Source organism: Kitasatospora sp. NPDC059747 (genome assembly GCF_042732955.1).
Lineage (GTDB): Bacteria > Actinomycetota > Actinomycetes > Streptomycetales > Streptomycetaceae > Kitasatospora.
In genome coordinates this window covers 20396-39415 of record NZ_JBHWGV010000039.1, presented here as the reverse complement: position 1 = coordinate 39415, position 19020 = coordinate 20396, and the positions used below count along the sequence as shown (strand labels likewise).

Annotated in this window: 16 protein-coding genes; 8 read left to right on the top strand and 8 right to left on the bottom strand. The window is 70.9% G+C overall.

Annotation, left to right across the window (positions count from 1 at the left end; translation table 11 throughout):
* Positions 1–62 precede the first annotated feature (62 nt).
* From ACFV4G_RS19005 to ACFV4G_RS18990, 4 genes are all read right to left on the bottom strand, one after another.
* Positions 63–695 carry a hypothetical protein gene (locus ACFV4G_RS19005; RefSeq protein WP_380441717.1) on the bottom strand — a complete coding sequence of 211 codons (633 nt, stop codon included), beginning with the start codon at positions 693–695 and terminating at the stop codon, positions 63–65.
* A 97-nt stretch (positions 696–792) separates the two neighbouring features.
* Positions 793–2130 carry an MFS transporter gene (locus tag ACFV4G_RS19000; RefSeq protein ID WP_380441715.1) on the bottom strand — a complete coding sequence of 446 codons (1338 nt, stop codon included), beginning with the start codon at positions 2128–2130 and terminating at the stop codon, positions 793–795.
* A 220-nt stretch (positions 2131–2350) separates the two neighbouring features.
* Positions 2351–3433 (bottom strand): inositol-3-phosphate synthase, encoded by a 1083-nt coding sequence (locus tag ACFV4G_RS18995; protein WP_360227589.1) that lies wholly within the window; start codon positions 3431–3433, stop codon positions 2351–2353.
* 120 nt (positions 3434–3553) lie between these two features.
* The gene (locus tag ACFV4G_RS18990; protein ID WP_380441713.1) at positions 3554–4255 is read right to left on the bottom strand and encodes a PadR family transcriptional regulator; all 702 of its coding nucleotides are present in this window, start codon (positions 4253–4255) and stop codon (positions 3554–3556) included.
* Positions 4256–4769: 514 nt separating this feature from the next.
* Here ACFV4G_RS18990 and ACFV4G_RS18985 point away from each other — a divergent pair.
* A complete protein-coding gene (locus ACFV4G_RS18985) occupies positions 4770–7235 on the top strand; it encodes a transglycosylase domain-containing protein (protein WP_380441711.1) in 2466 nt (821 codons plus the stop codon).
* Positions 7236–7526: 291 nt separating this feature from the next.
* The gene (locus tag ACFV4G_RS18980; RefSeq protein ID WP_380441709.1) at positions 7527–9104 is read left to right on the top strand and encodes a glycosyltransferase family 87 protein; all 1578 of its coding nucleotides are present in this window, start codon (positions 7527–7529) and stop codon (positions 9102–9104) included.
* 40 nt (positions 9105–9144) lie between these two features.
* On the opposite strand, the gene ACFV4G_RS18975 is transcribed toward ACFV4G_RS18980, so the two are convergent.
* The 3 genes from ACFV4G_RS18975 to ACFV4G_RS18965 form a co-directional block, all read right to left on the bottom strand.
* Positions 9145–10179, bottom strand: coding sequence for an alanine racemase (locus ACFV4G_RS18975; protein ID WP_380441707.1), 1035 nt, complete (start codon positions 10177–10179; stop codon positions 9145–9147).
* Positions 10180–10192: 13 nt separating this feature from the next.
* Positions 10193–11311: a lipid II:glycine glycyltransferase FemX gene (locus ACFV4G_RS18970; protein ID WP_380441705.1), complete on the bottom strand. Its 1119-nt coding sequence runs from the start codon at positions 11309–11311 to the stop codon at positions 10193–10195.
* A 190-nt stretch (positions 11312–11501) separates the two neighbouring features.
* Positions 11502–11801, bottom strand: coding sequence for a hypothetical protein (locus tag ACFV4G_RS18965; protein WP_380441703.1), 300 nt, complete (start codon positions 11799–11801; stop codon positions 11502–11504).
* A 317-nt stretch (positions 11802–12118) separates the two neighbouring features.
* Here ACFV4G_RS18965 and rpsF point away from each other — a divergent pair, with 317 nt between their 5' ends.
* The 4 genes from rpsF (at position 12119) to rplI (ending at position 13901) form a co-directional block, all read left to right on the top strand.
* A complete protein-coding gene (rpsF, locus tag ACFV4G_RS18960) occupies positions 12119–12409 on the top strand; it encodes a 30S ribosomal protein S6 (RefSeq protein ID WP_063348486.1) in 291 nt (96 codons plus the stop codon).
* A 96-nt stretch (positions 12410–12505) separates the two neighbouring features.
* Entirely contained in the window at positions 12506–13120 is a 615-nt protein-coding gene (locus ACFV4G_RS18955) for a single-stranded DNA-binding protein (protein WP_380441701.1), read from the top strand.
* An 80-nt stretch (positions 13121–13200) separates the two neighbouring features.
* Positions 13201–13437 carry a 30S ribosomal protein S18 gene (gene rpsR, locus ACFV4G_RS18950; RefSeq protein WP_030304537.1) on the top strand — a complete coding sequence of 79 codons (237 nt, stop codon included), beginning with the start codon at positions 13201–13203 and terminating at the stop codon, positions 13435–13437.
* 17 nt (positions 13438–13454) lie between these two features.
* On the top strand, positions 13455–13901 hold the full coding sequence (gene rplI, locus ACFV4G_RS18945; protein ID WP_363647663.1) for a 50S ribosomal protein L9: 447 nt from the start codon (positions 13455–13457) through the stop codon (positions 13899–13901).
* A 72-nt stretch (positions 13902–13973) separates the two neighbouring features.
* Here rplI and ACFV4G_RS18940 read toward each other — a convergent pair whose 3' ends face one another.
* Entirely contained in the window at positions 13974–15308 is a 1335-nt protein-coding gene (locus tag ACFV4G_RS18940; RefSeq protein ID WP_380441699.1) for an MATE family efflux transporter, read from the bottom strand.
* Between the two features lie 426 nt (positions 15309–15734).
* Here ACFV4G_RS18940 and dnaB point away from each other — a divergent pair, with 426 nt between their 5' ends.
* A complete protein-coding gene (gene dnaB, locus ACFV4G_RS18935; protein ID WP_380441696.1) occupies positions 15735–17348 on the top strand; it encodes a replicative DNA helicase in 1614 nt (537 codons plus the stop codon).
* Positions 17349–17533: 185 nt separating this feature from the next.
* Positions 17534–18958 (top strand): acyltransferase family protein, encoded by a 1425-nt coding sequence (locus ACFV4G_RS18930; RefSeq protein ID WP_380441694.1) that lies wholly within the window; start codon positions 17534–17536, stop codon positions 18956–18958.
* Positions 18959–19020: the final 62 nt, after the last annotated feature.

Sequence of the window (19020 nt, the reverse complement as noted above, 5' to 3'; positions counted from 1 at the left end):
GGTCCCCCGGGGAAACGGTGACGGACAAGTCGGACGGGCCGGACGGGAACTCCGGCCGGAGGTCAGGAGGCGCCGACCGGTGCGGTGCCGGCGGGCTTCAGCGGGCCGAGGCAGAGCACGTAGCGCTTCTTGTTCCAGCGGCGGCCGCTCTTGCCGGAGACGGCGCTGGTGGACTGCGGCGTCTGCCGGCAGCGGTTGGTGTCGGTGGTGTCCTCGAACTTCGACAGGACTCGGTAATTCGCCTTGCTGTCGGTGCACTTGACGATCTCGACGTCGCGGGTGCCGCTCACCCGGACGCAGTCGCCCGGCTTGGCACTGCTGACGCTCGGACCGCTGAAGAGGTAGCCGCCGCCCACCACGGCGGCGGCGATCAGAACGCCGACGGCCTTCAGCTTCGAGCGGGTGGTGCGCTTGCCGCCCGGCGCACCGGCGGCCGGGGCGGGCTGCGGGTAGCCGTACGGCCCGGCGGGCGGGTACGGCTGCGCCGGCTGCGGGGGCCCGCCGTACGGCTGCTGCTGAGCCCCGTACGAGGGCGGCGGCGGCCCGTACCCCGGCGGGCCGGGCTGGGCGGGCACCTGCGGGGGCGGCGGACCGTACGGCTGCGCCCCGTACCCCGGCGGCGGACCGTACTGCGCGGCCGGCGGGGGCGGCCCGTACTGGGGTGGAGGCCCGTAGGGGCCGGGCGGTGTGCTCATCAGGTAGTCCCCCGTGACCGAGTGCTGTCGCTCCGACAGGTCTGACGTACCTTAGCGACCCTCTCCGACGCCCCCGGTTTCGAGCCCCCGCGGAACCTCAGGAGGCCTGGTCACCGGGCAGCGGCTCGTGCCGCCGGGCCGCGCGGAAGTACAGCAGCGCCGACAGCGCGTACACCGCGGCCACCCCGACGACCACCACGACCGACCGCCCGGACAGCGGCAGTACCAGCGCGGTGACGACCGCGGCGGCCACGAAGGCGACGTTGAACAGCACGTCGTAGATGGCGAACACCCGGCCGCGGTAGTCGTCCTCGACGGACTCCTGGACCACGGTGTCCGCGCAGATCTTGGTGCCCTGGGTGACGACCCCGAGCAGCAGCGCGGCCACCAGGCACGGCACCAGCGAGAAGCTCAGCCCGAGCGCCGGGACGAACACCACCGGCGCGACCAGGCAGGCCGTCATCCAGCCGGCCAGGCCGAGCCGGCGGGAGCACCACGGGCTGACCACCGCCGCGATGAAGAACCCGGCGGCGGACAGGCCGACCGCCTGGCCGAGGGTGACCAGCCCGGCCGCGCTGTCCGCCGGGTCGTTGAAGGTGTACCGGGCGAGCATCACCACGACGACGATCAGCACGCCGTAGCAGAACCGGGCCGCGGTGACGGCGGCCAGTGCGTGCACGGCGGGCCGGCAGTCGCGCACCAGGTGGCGGACGGCGGCGCCGAGCTCGACCGCGGCCCGGAGGAGGGCCTGGCCGAGCGCCGGGCGCCCGGCGTGGCGCTCGGGGCCGAGCAGGTCGCGGTCCATCCGGCGGGCGGCCAGCGCGGCCGACAGGTAGAGCAGTGCGGCCACCGTGACGAGCGCGGCGTCGGCCTTCGGCCCGGGCGTCATCACCTGGTGCAGGAGGAAGCCGATGCCCCCGCCGAGGGCGGCCGCGACGGTGCCGAGGGTGGGGGAGAGCGCGTTGGCGGTGACCAGCTGGTCCTGCCGCACCACCCGGGGCAGGGCCGCGGAGAGGCCCGCCAGGATGAATCGGTTGAGCGCCGTGACCAGCAGGGCCGAGGCGAAGAAGAGCCAGGTCGGCGCCTCGGCCAGGAGCAGTGCCCCGGTCACCAGGCCGAGCCCGAAGCGGGCCAGGTTGCCGACGTAGAGCACCTGGCGGCGGCGCCAGCGGTCCAGCAGGACGCCGGCGAACGGGCCGATCACCGAGAACGGCAGCAGCATCACGGCCAGCACCGAGGCGATGTCGGCGGGGGAGGACTGCTTCTCCGGGGAGAACACGACGTAGGCGGCCAGCGAGACCTGGAAGACGCCGTCCGAGAGCTGGGAGAGCACCCGGGCGGTCAGCAGTCTGCGGAAGTCCCGGCCCCGGAGCAGCTGGAGGAGCGTGGCGCGCTGCGCGGACTGGTGGGTGCTGCCGTTCTCGGTGATCGCCACCCGCCCAGGGTGCCACGGAACCGGTCGCCGTTTCACGTGAAACATTCGCCGGGAAAAGGTGAAGGGCCCACGATCCCGAGATCGTGGGCCCTTCCGAGGAGCTACGAGCGGTTATGAACCGTCAGTGCTCAGCACCCGGTGCTCAGCGCTCAGTGCTCGACAGTCGCGAACCTCGCTGCGCTCAGCGCTCAGTGCTCGACAGTCGCGAACTTCGCTGCGCTCAGCGCTCGACCTCGCCGCGGATGAACTTCTCGACGTTCTCCTTGGCCTCGTCGTCGAAGTACTGCACCGGCGGCGACTTCATGAAGTACGAGGAGGCGGACAGGATCGGGCCGCCGATGCCGCGGTCCTTGGCGATCTTGGCGGCGCGGACGGCGTCGATGATGACACCGGCGGAGTTCGGGGAGTCCCAGACCTCGAGCTTGTACTCCAGGTTCAGCGGGACGTCGCCGAACGCGCGGCCCTCGAGGCGGACGTACGCCCACTTGCGGTCGTCCAGCCAGGCCACGTAGTCCGAGGGACCGATGTGGACGTTCTTGGCGCCCAGCTCGCGGTCGCGGATCTGCGAGGTGACGGCCTGGGTCTTGGAGATCTTCTTCGACTCCAGGCGCTCGCGCTCCAGCATGTTCTTGAAGTCCATGTTGCCGCCGACGTTCAGCTGCATGGTGCGCTCGAGGATGACACCGCGGTCCTCGAACAGCTTCGCCATCACGCGGTGCGTGATGGTGGCGCCGACCTGGGACTTGATGTCGTCACCGACGATCGGCACGCCGGCCTCGGTGAACTTGTCCGCCCACTCCTTGGTGCCCGCGATGAACACCGGCAGGGCGTTCACGAAGGCGACCTTGGCGTCGATGGCGCACTGGGCGTAGAACTTCGCCGCCTGCTCGGAACCGACGGGCAGGTAGCAGACCAGGACGTCGACCTGCTGGTCCTTGAGGACCTGGACGACGTCGACCGGGGCCTCGTCGGACTCCTCGATGGTCTCCCGGTAGTACTTGCCCAGGCCGTCGAGGGTGTGGCCGCGCTGCACGGTGACGCCGGTCGGCGGCACGTCGCAGATCTTGATGGTGTTGTTCTCGCTGCTGCCGATGGCGTCGGCCAGGTCGAAGCCGACCTTCTTGGCGTCGACGTCGAACGCGGCGACGAACTCCACGTCACGGACGTGGTAGTCGCCGAACTGGACGTGCATCAGCCCGGGGACCTTGCCGGCCGGGTCGGCGTCCTTGTAGTACTCGACACCCTGCACCAGCGACGCGGCGCAGTTGCCCACGCCCACGATGGCTACGCGAACCGAACCCATTCCGGTTGCTCCCTGTGATCTCATGAGGGCCGCCGGGGTCGGCGGCACTCGTCCTGCTTCTTCGAATGACTGCTTGTACGGGCGCGAGGCGCCCACTCCTGCCGCGCGGCTGACGCGGGCTCAGCGCTCCTGGGCGGAGCGCCCCGGGCGGTCGTACGGTGGCCCGGACGGGTCGGGGGACCCGGTCTCCTGGCCACGGCCGTCCGAAGTCTTGGGGTGTCCGGCGGCGGGGCTGCCGCCGGTGGCGGGCCCGGTCCGGCCGGTGCGGTTGGCCCGCTCGGTCTCGATCAGCTCGTTGAGCCACCGGACCTCGCGCTCCACCGACTCCAGTCCGTGCCGCTGCAGCTCGATGGTGTAGTCGTCGAACCGCTCGCGGGCCCGGGCCAGCGAGTTGCGCATCCGCTCCAGGCGCTCCTCCAGCCGGCTGCGGCGGCCCTCCAGGACGCGCATCCGCACGGCCCGGTCGGTCTGGCCGAAGAACGCGAAGTGGACGCCGAAGTGCTCGTCCTCCCAGGCGTCGGGGCCGGAGTCGGCGAGCAGCTCCTCGAAGCGCTGCTTGCCCTCGGGGGAGAGCCGGTAGACGGTCTTGGACCGCTTGCCGTTGAGCGCCGTGGCCGGGACGTACTCGACGTCCGGGTTGTCCTCGACCAGGAAACCCTGGGCGACCAGGCTCTTCAGGCAGGGGTAGAGCGTTCCGTAGGAGAGGGCCCGGAAGGTTCCGAGCAGGATGTTGAGCCGCTTGCGCAGCTCGTAGCCGTGCATCGGGGCGTCGTGGAGCAGGCCGAGGACGGCGAACTCCAGCACTCCTGAGCGCCTGCCCATGCCGTCGTCCTCCTTCCCCTCGACCGGTGTCCGGCCGCCGTCTCCGGCGGTATGCCGCTTCGATGTATCGGCTCGATATATCGAGAACAGTAAACCTGGCCCTCCGAACGGGCAAGGGGGGCACGCGTGAATGTGATCACAAGCCGACGCGCGGGGATGGTTGGCAACGGCCGTGTAATGATCTGTTGCCCTTTTGCGGTATTTGGCGACTGATGCCCGATTAGGTGCATTTCAGGTCTGCGTACGCTGTCGCGTGTGCACGAGGACCACCTCCGGGGTTAGGGCGGTTGGCGGGCATCGAACGTGAACCCTGCCTTCAGGCTGGAACCGCCTGGCGAGGAGTGGCTGGAACATGAGCGAACGACGGCGGAGGACGCCGGGCCCGGGTGACGAGGGCCAACGGCCCCCGGGTGACGGAGCCCGCCGGGGCGGGCCAGGGCCGGACGAACTGAGCTCGCAGGGGCTGGGCCGGCGCCGCCCCCCGGGCGTCCGGGACACCGCTCAGCAGCCTCGGATGACCAGGGCGGAGATGCGCAAGGCCGGCCAGAAGAAGGGCAAGGGCGGCCGGGGCGCCGCTGCCGCGGCCGCCGCCGCGGCGGCCGGACCCGGCAAGAAGCGGTTCATCGACTACCCGCGGTTCGGCAAGACCGGCGTCCGGCGCTGGCTGCCGTCCTGGAAGCAGTGGCTGAGCGGCTTCCTGCTCGTCTTCGGCTGCTTCGTGGGCCTGGTGTTCTACCTGTACCAGACCACCGAGGTCCCGAAGCTGAACGACCTGGTGAAGGACCAGAACACCATCTACTACTGGGCCGACGGCTCGGAGATGGTGCGCAAGGGCGAGACGAACCGTCAGATCGTCGAGCTCAAGGACATCAGTCCCACCCTGCAGAACGCCGTCATCGCCGCGGAGAACCAGGACTTCCGCAACGACAGCGGCATCGACCCGAAGGGCATGCTCCGCGCCGTCTACAACATGGCGAAGGGCGGCGAGACCCAGGGCGCCTCGACGATCACCCAGCAGTACGTGAAGAACGCCTACCTGAGCCAGGAGCAGACCCTCAGCCGCAAGCTGAAGGAGTTCTTCATCACGCTGAAGCTCAACCAGCAGATCGGGAAGGACGAGATCCTCACCGGCTACCTGAACACCAGCTGGTTCGGCCGCGGCGCGAACGGTGCCCAGGCCGCCGCCCAGGCGTACTACGGAGTGGACGCCAAGGACCTCAACCTCTGCCAGAGCGCCATGCTGGCGGGCCTGCTCAAGGGCGCGGCGTACTACGACCCCACCGTCCCGGCCAACAAGGAACGGGCCGAGGGGCGGTGGTCGTGGATCCTCGACAACATGGTGAAGATCAAGGCCGTCACCCCGGAGGAACGTGCCAAGTGCACGGCCTTCCCGGACCCGCTCCCGCGCAAGACCTCCTCGAACATGAACGGCGAGATCAGCTACCTGGTCGACACCGCCAACCGGTACGTCACCAGCAAGGACCCCTCGATCACCCAGCAGGTGATCGACAAGGGTGGCCTGAAGATCTACACGACGTTCGAGAAGGACAAGGTCGACGCCCTGAAGAAGGCCGTCGACGACGTCAAGGCCGCGACGCTCGACCCGCAGAAGCGTCCCGACAACGACAAGTTCATCCAGTTCGGCTCCGCCAGCATCCGGCCCGGTGACGGCGCGATCGCCGCGCTCTACGGCGGCGACGGCGTGGAGAACGGCCACTTCGACAACAACGCCGAGGCCACCGGCGTCCAGGTCGGCTCGACCTTCAAGCCCTTCGTGCTGTCCACCGCGATGCAGGTCGGCGTCCAGACCGCGAAGGACGACAGCGGCAAGCCGAAGCGGATCAACGCCGACAGCCGCTACCTCGCCGACGACCTGTCCGAGATCCGCAAGCCGGACGGCTCGCTGGTGATCGGCGACGACGGCAAGCCCTACCGGCAGAAGAACGAGGACTCCAGCAAGCACGGCTACGTCTCGCTGCGGCAGGCCATGCAGTTCTCGTACAACGTGCCGTTCGTCCAGCTGAACCAGGACGTCGGCGGCCAGAACGTGGCCGACATGGCCGTGCAGATGGGCATCAAGAAGGAGAGCCTGGCCGACCCGAAGACCCCGACCTTCCCGCTCGGCACCTCGACCATCAGCCCGATCCGGATGGCCACCGCCTACGGGACGCTCGCCGCCAGCGGCAAGGAGGCCGAGCCCTACTCGGTCACCAAGGTCGAGGTGAACGGCGTGGAGCGGACCGGCTTCACCAAGCCCCAGCTCAAGCAGGCGCTGGAGGCGCCCGTCGCCGACAACGTCACCGACGTGCTGGTCAACGTGGCGAAGAACGGTACCGGTACGAAGAGCAAGGACCTGGGCCGCCCGGTCGCGGGCAAGACCGGTACCACCGACCAGAACAAGTCGGCCTGGTGGGTCGGCTACACCCCGCAGCTGGTCACCAGCGTCGCGATGTGGCGCGAGGACCCGAACAACCACGTGCGGCTCTCGCTCAACGGCACCGGCGGCAAGGAGTCGATCCACGGTGGTGACATCCCGACCGACATCTTCACCCGGTACATGAAGGTCGCGCTGGCGAACGAGAAGAAGCTGGACTTCCCGGCGCCGACCGCGATCGGCAGCGAGGTCGACTCCTCGGGCGCCCCGGTCTCGCCGACCGCCACGCCCACGCCGACCATGACCGACACCCCGTCGGCGCCGGCCACCCAGCCGCCGACCGGCAACCAGCCCCCGTCGAACGGCGGCCAGCCGCAGCCCCCGCAGCCCACCCAGGGCGGCGGCTGCGTCCCGGGCGTCGACTGCCCCGGCCCGCAGCCGAGCCAGCCGCCCAAGACCCACCCCGGTCCTTCGAGCACCTGTCTGCTGGGCCTGTGCCCGACGCAGCAGCCCTCGTCGACGCCGACGGACAGCACCCCGCCGCCGACCAAGCCGGGCAAGCCCACCCCGTCGGGCTCGTCCGCGGGCGGCACCCAGGGCGGTTAGCCGGCGTCGGCCGGACAGCGGTGAAACGGCGGGGGGGGGGCGGCACCCAGGGGCCCCACCCCCCGGTAGTACAGATTATCCCCCGCCCCGGCCCCCCCCCCCCCGGGGGGGCGCGGCCGGGGGCGCCCCCGCGCGGGGGGGGCGGGGGGGGGGCGCGCGGGGGGCGCCGGGGGGGGGGGGCCCCCCCGGCGGGCCCCCCACCGCCGTTTCGTCATGATTCGCCACGGCCCGGACGGCCCCTCCGCGGGGGCCTCCTCGTCCCGGCGGGGCCGGTGCGGCAGGATGTCCGGCATGACGTCGAGCGCACCTGACGAATCCGCCGGCCTGACCGGGCCCAGCGACGCCGTCGGGCCTGCCCCGGCGCCCGTCGCCGCCGCCGGGCCGCCGGCCAACACGGTGGTGGTCCCGGCCGACGAGGACCCGGTGGCCGCGGCCGGCAGCGAGTTCTTCGGCGGCCCGCCCGGCCGCCGGGCGCTGCTGGGCGTCTCGTGGTGGGTCCCGGTGCGCGTCCTGGCGCTCGCCGTCATCGTCATCTCGGTGCTCGGCATGGTGCAGAAGGCGCCCTGCTACAGCCACGCGTGGTTCCAGGCGGGCTCGCCGCAGTACATCCACGCCTGCTACAGCGACATCCCGCACCTGTTCGCCGGACGCGGCTTCGCCGCCGGGCTGCACCCGTACGTCGACCGCATTCCGGGCTCCTCGGGGGACCTCCAGTACCTGGAGTACCCGGTGCTGACCGGCCTGTTCATGCAGATCGCGGCCTGGCTGACGCCGGGCGGCGGCACCCAGCAGGACCAGGAGCAGTGGTTCTGGGCGATCAACGCCGGCCTGCTGATGGCCTGCGCGGTGGTCGCCGCGGTGGCGCTCTCGCGCACCCACCGGCGCCGCCCGTGGGACGCGCTGCTGTTCGCGCTCGCGCCCGTCCTGCTGCTCAACGGCACCGTCAACTGGGACCTGCTCGCGGTCGCGCTGGCCGCCGTCGCGATGGCCTGGTGGGCGGGCTCCCGGCCGCTCTGGGCCGGCGTGTTCATCGGCCTCGCCACCGCCGCCAAGCTCTACCCACTGCTGCTCCTCGGCCCGCTGCTGGTGCTGTGCTGGCGGGCCGGCAAGTGGCGCGAGTTCCGCGCGGCGCTGGGCGGCGCGCTCGGCGCCTGGCTGCTGGTCAACCTGCCGATCATGATCGCCAACTGGCAGGGCTGGTCGACCTTCTACGTCTTCAGCAACCACCGCGCCGAGGACTACGGCTCGTTCTGGCTGATCGTCATGCAGAACCGCGGGACCGGGCTGGAGTACCTCAACTCCTACATCGCGGCGCTCATGGTGCTGGGCTGCGCGGCCATAGCGTGGCTGGGCCTCTCGGCGCCCCGCCGCCCGCGCTTCGCGCAGCTGGCGTTCCTGGTCGTCGCCCTGTTCATCGTGGTCAACAAGGTCTACTCGCCGCAGTACTCGCTCTGGCTGCTGCCGCTCGCGGTGCTGGCCCGGCCGCGCTGGCGGGACTTCCTGGTCTGGCAGGCCTGCGAGGTGCTGTACACCCTGGGCATCTGGTCCCACCTGGGCTTCGTCACCGGGACCAAGCAGCACGGCATCGGCGAGGCCTGGTACCACTTCGCGATCGTGCTGCACCTGCTGGGCACGCTCTACCTGGTCGCCCTGGTGGTCCGCGACGTCCTGCTGCCGGACCGCGACCCGGTGCGCTGGGACGGCAGTGACGACCCGTCCGGCGGGGTGCTCGACCGGGCCCCCGACGCGGTCGTGATCGGGGCCGCCCGCCGCCTGCGCGAGGACGAGAGCTACGCGGAGTACGCGCCGGCCGGCCCCGGGCAGTGGCTGGACGAGCCGGAACTGCCGGAGCCGGCCGAGAAGGGCTAGCGGGAGAGGGGCCTCCGCGGGAGGCCCCGGCGGGAGGGCCTCAGCGGTCCACGACGCGGTCGAAGTGCGTCGTGGTGTGCCGGACCTGCAGGCCGAGCTCGTCGCCGATCACCGGCGCCTTGGTCTCGCCGTCCAGGAACAGCAGCGAGACCTGCATGTGCGGCGGCTCGGCGAACCAGAGCTGCTTGCCGGCCCAGTGGAACGGCGACTTGGTCTTGTTGACGGTCGCCAGGCCGGCCCGCGCGATGCCCTTGGCCCGCGCGCCCATGCTCGCCACGTACTTGGGGGCCTCCAGGCCGATGCCGTGCGCGGTGCCGCCGGCGACCACGACGATGTGGCCGTCGGAGGGCGCCGGGTGCTGGCGGTAGCCGTAGCGGTCGCCCTTCTTCACCGGGGTGACGTCCAGGACCGTCGCCCGGACCTCCAGCGCGCCGTGGTCGCCCAGCCAGAGCCGGGTGCCGATCCGGGCGCGGAAGACGGTGCCCGGGTAGCGCTGGGCCAGCTGGTCCATGCCGGCCGAGCCGAGGTGGCTCACGAACACGGTGTCCACCGGGATCCCGGCCGCCCGGGCGGTGTCCACCCAGTACGCGACCTCCTCGACCGGGCTGGAGCCGTCCGGCCGGTCCATCGGCAGGTGCAGCGCGAGGCCCTCGAAGGAGACGCCCTCCAGCTCGGCGGCCACCGCCGGCAGGTCGGCCGCGCTCACGCCGTGCCGGCGCATGGTGGTCATGCACTCCACGACCACCCGGGCGCCGTGCAGCGCGCGCAGCGCGTCCACGCTCGCCACCGTCCGGATCACCCGGGCGTGCGGCAGCGGGAGCACCTCCTCGCCGATCCGGTAGGGGGTGAGCACCAGCAGCTCGCCGCCGTACCACTCGGCGGCGTCGGCCGCCTCGTAGGCGGTGCCGACGGCTAGCACCCCGGTGCCCAGCAGCGTCGCCTCCTCGGCCAGCCGGTGGTTGCCCAGGCCGTAGCCGTTTCCCTTGGCGACCGGCACCAGGCCGGGGAACTCGGCGAGGACGGAGCGCTGGTGGGTGCGCCAGCGTTCGGTTTCGAGGTAGAGCGACAGCGTCATCGGGTCAGCCTCCTCAGCGGCGGGACATGTAGAGGTCGAGGGCCTTGTGCAGCAGCTTGTTGAGCGGGAAGTCCCACTCGCCGAGGTACTCGGCCGCCTGCCCGCCGGTGCCGACCTTGAACTGGATCAGGCCGAACAGGTGGTCGTTCTCGTCCAGGGTGTCGCTGATGCCGCGCAGGTCGTACACGCCGCCGCCCAGCGCGTAGGAGTCGCGCATCATCCGCCACTGGATGGCGTTGGACGGCTTGACCTCGCGCTTGTGGTTGGCCGAGGCGCCGTAGGAGTACCAGACGTGCTCGCCGACCACGAGCATCGTGGTCGCGGCCAGCGGTTCGCCCTCGTGGTAGGCGATGTAGAGGCGCATCCGGTTCTGGTCCTCGGCGGTGAGGGCCTTCCACATGCGCTGGAAGTAGGAGAGCGGGCGCGGGGTGAACTTGTCGCGCTCGGCCGTCACCAGGTAGAGCTGGTGGAAGATCGGCAGCTCGTCGTAGCCGCCCTGGTACACCTCGACGCCGCTCTTCTCGGCCTTCTTGATGTTGCGGCGCCAGAGCTGGTTGAAGTTCTTGTGGATGTCGTCCAGCGAGCGGTTGGCCAGCGGCACCTGGAAGACGTAGCGCGGCTGGACGTCGCCGAAGCCGGCGCCGCCGTCCTCGCCCTGCAGCCAGCCGGCCTTGCGCAGCCGGTCGGCCACCTCGAAGGCGCGCGCCTCGTACCAGTCGGCCTCGACGTCGCGCAGGCGCTTGGCCTGCTTGCCGGCGATGGCCTCCTTGATGGTGGGGGCGTTCCAGCGGCGGATGACGATCGGCGGGCCCATCTTCACCGAGAACGCGCCCTGCGCCTTGAGGTGGGCGAGCATCGGGGAGAGCCAGCGGTCGAGGTCGCGGTCGAACCAGTCGATGACCGGGCCCTCGGGCAGGTAGGCCAGGTAGCGCTTGACCTTGGGCAGCTGCCGGTAGAGCACCAGGCCGGCGCCGACGAGCTGGTTGCCCTCGTCGAACCAGCCGATCGACTCCGAGCGCCACTCGGCCTTCACGTCGCCCCAGGACGGGACCTGCATGTGGCTGGCCGAGGCACGGCTCCTGATGAAGGCGAGGTGCTCCTCGCGGGTGATCGTCCTCAGGCGCAGGCTCATGCTCGGTGCTCCTCGTCGGTCGGGCTGTGGTGGCCCCGGGTTCTCGGGGTGACCCTATCGTCCGGTGGTACCGGCGCCCGTGGGCGCGGGCGTGACGGCGCCCCCGTGCGTACCTGTCTCCTGCAGATACGCGACGGGGGCGCCGAGGGTTCCTGTCGAGCGGGCCGGAAGCGGTCCCGGAGGCCCGGGATCAGCCCCAGAGGCCGCCCCGGGCGATGCCGAGGTAGAAGCCGACGGCGGAGGCGCCGAGCGTGATCATCAGGACGAAGCGCTCGGCGGTGGTGACCGAGACGAACATGCCCCAGAGCCCCGCGACGATGCCGAACAGGCCCGTCCACGAGGTCAGCAGGTGCAGGTTGTAGAAGAACGACGTGGTGAAGGAGACGACGCCCAGCAGCGCGGTCAGCGCCACCAGGGCGTTCTCCCGGGGGTGCGGGTGGCCGTCGGTGTTGAGGGTGAGGGCGGGCATGCGGTGGACGGACTGTGCCATGTGTCCCACCTCCTGGCGTGGAGACGAACGGGCAGGAATCCCGTTCCGTCCAGATTGCGGCGGTTGGACTGGTCTCACAACCCCTATGCGTTTTGTTCGGCCGTACGGGTGCGGGTAGGCTGTGCCGTCTGCACTGGTGTAGTTGTGCCCCCTTGCGCCCTCTTGCGGGCGGCCGCCCGATCGGGTGAGCGGGGCCCGACTGTCGGACCCGGCCGCTACGGTGGGCCGGTGTCGTCACACGCTCCGGTGCCGACGCTGCACAACCCTCCTGCCACGGAGAGACCGTGGCCGTTGAGTCCAAAGGAGGTGGGTTACCCATGCGTCACTACGAGGTGATGGTCATCCTCGACCCCTCGGTCGAGGAGCGCGCTGTCTCCCCCCTGATCGAGAACTTCCTCACCGTCGTCCGCAACGCCGGCGGCAAGGTGGAGAAGGTCGACACCTGGGGTCGTCGCCGTCTGGCTTACGAGATCAACAAGCAGTCCGAGGGCATCTACTCGGTCATCGACCTGAAGGCCACGCCTGAGGTCGTCAAGGAGCTCGACCGCCAGATGGGCCTGAGCGAGTCGGTTCTGCGGACCAAGGTCCTGCGCCCGGACACCCACTGAGCCACCTCTGAGGCCTTCGGGTCTCGGGTAGCTCGCGACCGCTGTTTCACGTGAAACAGCGGTGAACGGACATCTTCCCGAGAGGTCATCACCACCATGGCAGGCGAGACCGTCATCACCCTCGTCGGCAATCTCGTCGACGACCCCGAGCTGCGCTTCACCCCGTCGGGTGCGGCGGTCGCGAAGTTCCGCATCGCGTCCACCCCCCGCACCTTCGACCGTCAGACGAACGAGTGGAAGGACGGCGAGAGCCTCTTCCTCACGTGCAACGTCTGGCGGCAGCCGGCGGAGAACGTGGCCGAGTCGCTGCAGCGCGGCATGCGCGTCATCGTGCAGGGCCGACTGCGCCAGCGGTCTTACGAGACCAAGGAAGGCGAGAAGCGGACGGTCTTCGAGGTCGAGGTCGACGAGGTCGGCCCGAGCCTGCGCTCGGCGACTGCCAAGGTCACCCGGGCCAACCGTTCCGGTGGCCCCGGCGGCCCCGGTGGCGGCTTCGGCGGCCAGCAGGGCGGCCAGGGCGGCCAGGGCGGCGGCGGTGGCAACTGGGGCGGCGGTGGCGGCCAGCAGGGCGGCGGCTGGGGTGGAAACTCCGGCGGCCAGTCCGGCCCCTCCGACGACCCGTGGGCTTCCAGCGCCCCGTCCGGCGGCCAGCAGGGCGGCGGCTGGGGTGCCCCGTCCGGTGGCGGCTTCTCGGAAGAGCCCCCGTTCTAAAGAGCTGACAGATTTCGTGCGGCCCGGCCGCCGGCGTCCCCGGACGCCCGCCGGGTCGTGAACCCCAAATGGAGCACACAATGGCGAAGCCGCCTGCTCGCAAGCCGAAGAAGAAGGTTTGCGTCTTCTGCAAGGACAAGGTCAACTACGTTGACTACAAGGACACGAACCTGCTGCGGAAGTTCATCTCCGACCGCGGCAAGATCCGTGCCCGCCGGGTCACCGGCAACTGCACCCAGCACCAGCGTGACGTCGCCACGGCCGTGAAGAACAGCCGTGAGATGGCGCTGCTGCCCTACACCAGCACCGCGCGCTAAGAGAGGGTGACCAAGTAATGAAGATCATCCTCACGCACGAGGTGCCGGGTCTCGGCTCCGCCGGCGAGGTCGTCGAGGTCAAGGACGGCTACGCCCGCAACTTCCTGGTCCCGCGCGGCTTCGCCATCCGCTGGACCAAGGGTGGCCAGAAGGACGTCGACGCGATCCGTCGCGCCCGCAAGATCCACGCCATCCAGACGCTCGAGGCCGCCAACGAGGTCAAGGGCAAGCTCGAGGGCGTCCAGGTCAAGCTGGCCGTCCGCTCGGGCGACGCCGGCCGTCTGTTCGGCTCGGTGACCCAGTCCGACGTCGTCGAGGCCATCAAGGCCGCCGGCGGCCCGGCCGTGGACAAGCGCGCCGTCGCGATCGCCTCGCCGATCAAGACCGTGGGCACCCACAAGGTCTCGGTCAAGCTGCACTCGGACGTCGTGGCCAACCTCGACGTCGCCGTCGTGGCTGCCTGAACCGCATAGCAGTGGCCCGAGGGCCGGACTCCTCCGCGGAGTCCGGCCCTCGGCGCTTTCCCGGGCCGGGGTTCAGCCCCGGACCGCTCCGGTGACCAGCCACCTGCCGCCGCGGGCGCGCCGGACCATGAACCCGGCGCGGACCAGCATGAACAGGTTCATCGCCCACCACAGCCCGGCCAGCCCGGTGCCCGTCGCCGGGACCGCGAGGGCCGCCGGCGCGAACACGGCCAGGGTCGCGAGCATCGCCCACGCCAGGTACGGGCCGTCCCCGGCGCCCATCAGGACCCCGTCCAGCACGAACACCAGGCCGCTCAGCGGCTGGGTGAGCGCGAGCAGCAGCAGCGCGGTGCCCAGCTGCGCCCGCACGGCCGGATCGGGCGTGAACAGCGGGACGTACAGCGGGCGGGCCACGACGACCAGCAGGCCCAGCACGACGCCGGACCCGATGCCCCACTCGACCATCCGCCGGGTGGCCGCCTTCGCCCCCGGGACGTCCGCCGCGCCCAGGTAGCGGCCGATGATCGCCTGGCCGGCGATCGCGATCGCGTCCAGCGCGAAGGCCAGGAAGCTGAACAGCGTCATGGCGATCTGGTGCGCGGCGACCTGGGTGTCGCCGAGCCGGGCGGCCACCGCGGTGGCGATCATCAGCACGGCCCGCAGGCTCACCGTCCGCACCAGCAGCGGACCGCCGGCCCTGGCGCTCGCCCGGATGCCCGTGAGGTCCGGCCGCAGCGAGGCCCGCTCCCGGCGGGCGCCGCGGACCACCACGACCACGTACACGGCGGCCATCCCGGTCTGCGCCAGCACCGTGCCCCAGGCCGAGCCGGCCACGCCGAGCCCGGCTCCGTAGACCAGGCCGACGTTCAGGCCGATGTTGGCGGTGAAGCCCGCGACGGCGACCACGAGCGGAGTGCGGGTGTCCTGGAGGCCGCGCAGCACGCCGGTGGCGGCCATCACCATGAGCATCGCGGGGATGCCGAGGGAGCTGATCCGCAGGTAGGTCACGGCGTAGGGCGCGGCCGTGTCGGAGGCGCCGAGGACGTCCGCGGCCCAGGGGGCCAGCAGGAGGGTGAGCGCGACCACCGCGACGGACAGGCCCAGGGCGAGCCAGATGCCGTCGACGCCCTGCTGGACGGCGGCCCGGCGGTCCCCGGCGCCGATCCGGCGCGCCACGGCGGCGGTCGTGGCGTAGGCGAGGAAGACGAAGACGCCGGTGGCGGTGGAGAGTGCGGCCGCGGCGACGCCGACGCCGGCCAGCTGGGGGGTGCCGAGGTGGCCGACGATCGCCGAGTCGGCCATCAGGAAGAGCGGCTCGGCGACGAGCGCGCCGAAGGCGGGGACGGCGAGGGCGAGGATCTCGCGGTCGTGCCGGCGTCTGGAGGGTCCGGTGGTGGCGGCGGTCATGCGCTCCAGGTTACTCATCCACAGGTAATGGCTGCTAGTGCCTGTTGTCCATTACTCGAACTGGCGAGTGGCGAGCCCGGCGGGCTCCGCGCCCACAGCCGTCCGGTGGTGTGTGAAGAATTTCTCATGCACAGACCCCGGAAGAGGTAACTCCAGGTCAGAGAGTTGACGTGGGGCCGATGGTCCGGTTATCCACAGGACCTTCCACAGGGGCGTCCACAGCTTTGCGGCAGTTCTCCACAGCCCAGGGCCGCTCGTCCACACCCCCTGTGGATAACCGTGTTGGCTGAAGGGCGTCCGGCCCCTTAGCGTGGGCTCTCCGCCCGACACTCCCACCCGCCCCGGCGTCCGTTTTGTCGGCCCCGTGGCGTACAAAGAGGAGCGGCTCCGCTCCAACTCGCACCACTCGCTGATCGGGGAACACGCGTGACCGGCCCCCAGTACGACGACCACGACGCCCCGCCGCCGGAGGACGACTGGCAGAACGCCGAGGACCCCTTCCCGGCCGGTGCGTTCGACGACGCGCCGTTCCCGGAAGGGCCCGGCGACCGGCTCCCGGTCTCGCGGGGTCGCGGCGGGGGCCAGGGCGACGGCTTCCAGAAGGGCGGGGGCGGGGGTTTCCAGAAGGGCTCCCAGAAGGGTGGGGGGTTCCAGAAGGGCTTCCAGAACGGCAAGGGCGACCGCCGGGACGACGGGGGCCAGGGCGGCGCCGAAGGCTTCGAGCGCGTCCCCCCGCAGGACCTAGCGGCCGAGCAGTCCGTCCTCGGCGGCATGCTGCTGTCCAAGGACGCGATCGCCGACGTCGTCGAGGTGCTCAAGCCGGCCGACTACTACCGGCCCGCGCACGAGATGATCCACGGCGCGATCCTCGACCTCTACGCCCGCGGCGAGCCGGCCGACCCGATCACCGTGGCCGGCGAGCTCACCAAGCGCGGCGAGCTCCAGCGCGTCGGCGGCGCCTCCTACCTGCACACCCTGGTCAACTCCGTCCCGACCGCGGCGAACGCCGAGTACTACGCCCAGATCGTCGCCGAGCGCGGGGTGCTGCGCCGGCTGGTCGAGGCCGGCACCCGGATCGCGGGCATGGGCTACGCGGCCGAGGGCGACGTCGACGAGATCGTCAACGCGGCACAGGCGGAGATCTACGCCGTCACCGAGCAGCGCACCAACGAGGACTACGCCCCGCTCGCCGACATCATGGAGGGCGCCCTCGACGAGATCGAGGCCATCGGCTCGCGCAACGGCCAGATGTCCGGCGTACCGACCGGCTTCGCCGACTTCGACCAGCTCACCAACGGCCTGCACCCGGGCCAGATGATCGTCATCGCGGCCCGTCCCGCCATGGGTAAGTCCACGCTCGCCCTGGACTTCGCCCGGGCGTGCTCGATCCACAACAAGCTGCCGAGCGTCATCTTCTCGCTCGAAATGGGGCGCAACGAGATCGCGATGCGCCTGCTCTCCGCCGAGGCCCGGGTGGCGCTGCACCACATGCGCTCCGGGAACATGACGGACGACGACTGGACGCGGGTCGCCCGCCGCATGCCGGACGTCAGCGAGGCGCCGCTGTTCATCGACGACTCGCCGAACCTGTCGATGATGGAGATCCGGGCCAAGTGCCGCCGGCTCAAGCAGCGCAACGACATCAAGCTGATCGTCATCGACTACCTCCAGCTGATGCAGTCCGGCGGCTCCCGCCGGGCCGAGAACCGCCAGCAGGAGGTCTCGGACATGTCGCGAAACCTGAAGCTGCTGGCCAAGGAGCTGGAGGTGCCGGTGATCGCGCTGTCCCAGCTGAACCGTGGTCCCGAACAGCGCACCGACAAGCGGCCGATGGTCTCCGACCTGCGAGAGTCCGGCTCGATCGAGCAGGACGCCGACATGGTCATCCTGCTGCACCGCGAGGACGCCTACGAGAAGGAGTCCCCGCGCGCGGGCGAGGCCGACCTGATCGTCGCCAAGCACCGTAACGGCCCGACGGCCACGATCACCGTCGCCTTCCAGGGCCACTACTCGCGCTTCGTGGACATGACCCGGGACTGACCCCGGCGCGTTGCGCGGCCTGCTGGTCGCCCTCGCGCTGCGGCCGGGGCGCGTCGTCCCGAAGGCCTCGCCGGTCGACCGGATCCGGCCCGCTCCGGGCCCGGCACCCCCCTGGCACGGCCTCCGACCCGGGGTGATCAAGGAATCGTGAAAGGGTTGTGTTCGAATGGGCTACCCTCCAGCGCGTGACGATTATCAGATCGCTGCCTCGGTGGGGGGCACACAAGGAGCGCCGTGCCGACCGTGCCGCCGCGCCGGCGAGCAGACTCGGCTGGCTGGACGCCCTGCGGGGCATCGCGGCGCTGGCCGTGGCGGCCCACCACTTCGAGATCTTCAGGCTGATCCCGAAGGGCGATGTCATCGCCGCCCACTTCGACCTGGGCTTCTACGGGGTCATCGCGTTCTTCATCGTCAGCGGGTACATCATCCCGGCCTCACTGGAACGCCGCGGTGACGTCCGGGCCTTCTGGATCGGCCGGGTCTTCCGGATCTACCCGGCGCTGATCGTGACCGTGCTCTTCGCCGAGTTCGTCCTGCCGCTCAGCTACCAGGTCGTCAGCTACGACGGCGTCCCGTACCACAAGCTCTGGCTGGCGGCCAACGGCCTGCTGCTGTCGGACATGCTGGGCGTCGTGAACGCGCTCGGCATCTCGTGGACGCTCGCGTACGAGATGCTCTTCTACTTCTTCGTCAGCAGCCTCTTCACGGTGGGCTGGCACCGGCGCAGCACGCCGATCGCGGTCGCGGCGGGGGCGATCGCGCTCGTCCTGGGCGTCTGGATCCCGTCGTACAGCCTGAACCACACCCTCACGGAGACCAACAACCTCGTCGCCGCCACCGTGGTCGTCGTGGTCATGGGCGTGCTCTGCATGCTCAGCGGCAACGCGCCGCTGGCCCGGGTCGGCGGTCTGCTGCTGGGCGGGCTCGGCCTGCTGCTGGTGTTCACCAACGGCCGGGACCCCGCGTACGAGAGCTTCACCATCCTCGCGACGATGTTCGCCGGCACGGTGATCTACCGGGCGCAGCACGGGCAGATCGAGCGCATCGAGGCCTGGCTGTCCGTCGGTTTCGTGGTGGTGGCGGGCGCCATGGTCGGGTGGATGTACAACCGGGACGCGATGGCGCGCGCGACCTCGACCTTCACCTGGCCGGCGTGGACCAACGCCTACCTGGCGGCCTGGGCGTCGTTCGGGCTCTTCTTCCTGCTGCGCAACCGGCGGCTGCCGCGCGTGCTGACCTGGCTGGGCGCGGTGAGCTTCTCGGTCTACCTGCTGCACTGGCCGGTGAAGAAGTTCCTGCTGTGGCGGCTCGGCTGGGACAGCAACCACTACTACGTCAAGCTGGCCGCGATGCCGTTCGCCGAGCGGTGGTCGTGGGTGGCCGGGTACGTCGCCGTGCTGCTGGTGGTCTGCTGGGTGGTGTACCGGCTGGTGGAGATGCCGTTCCAGAACCTGGGCCGCAAGCTGACCAAGGCGGTGAACCGGCGCTGGCCGCCGCAGTCGCTGGAGCCGGCCGCACCGGGAGCGCCGTCGGCCGCCGTACCGGTGCCGCGCCAGGACTCGGAGCTGGTGGGCGCGGGTTCGTCGGGCGGGGCGGAACGCTCCGGCTGATCCGAGGGCCATGAGGGCCGGGGGGCGGGGGGGGTGGGCGGTGGGCGGCGGCTCTGGCGCCT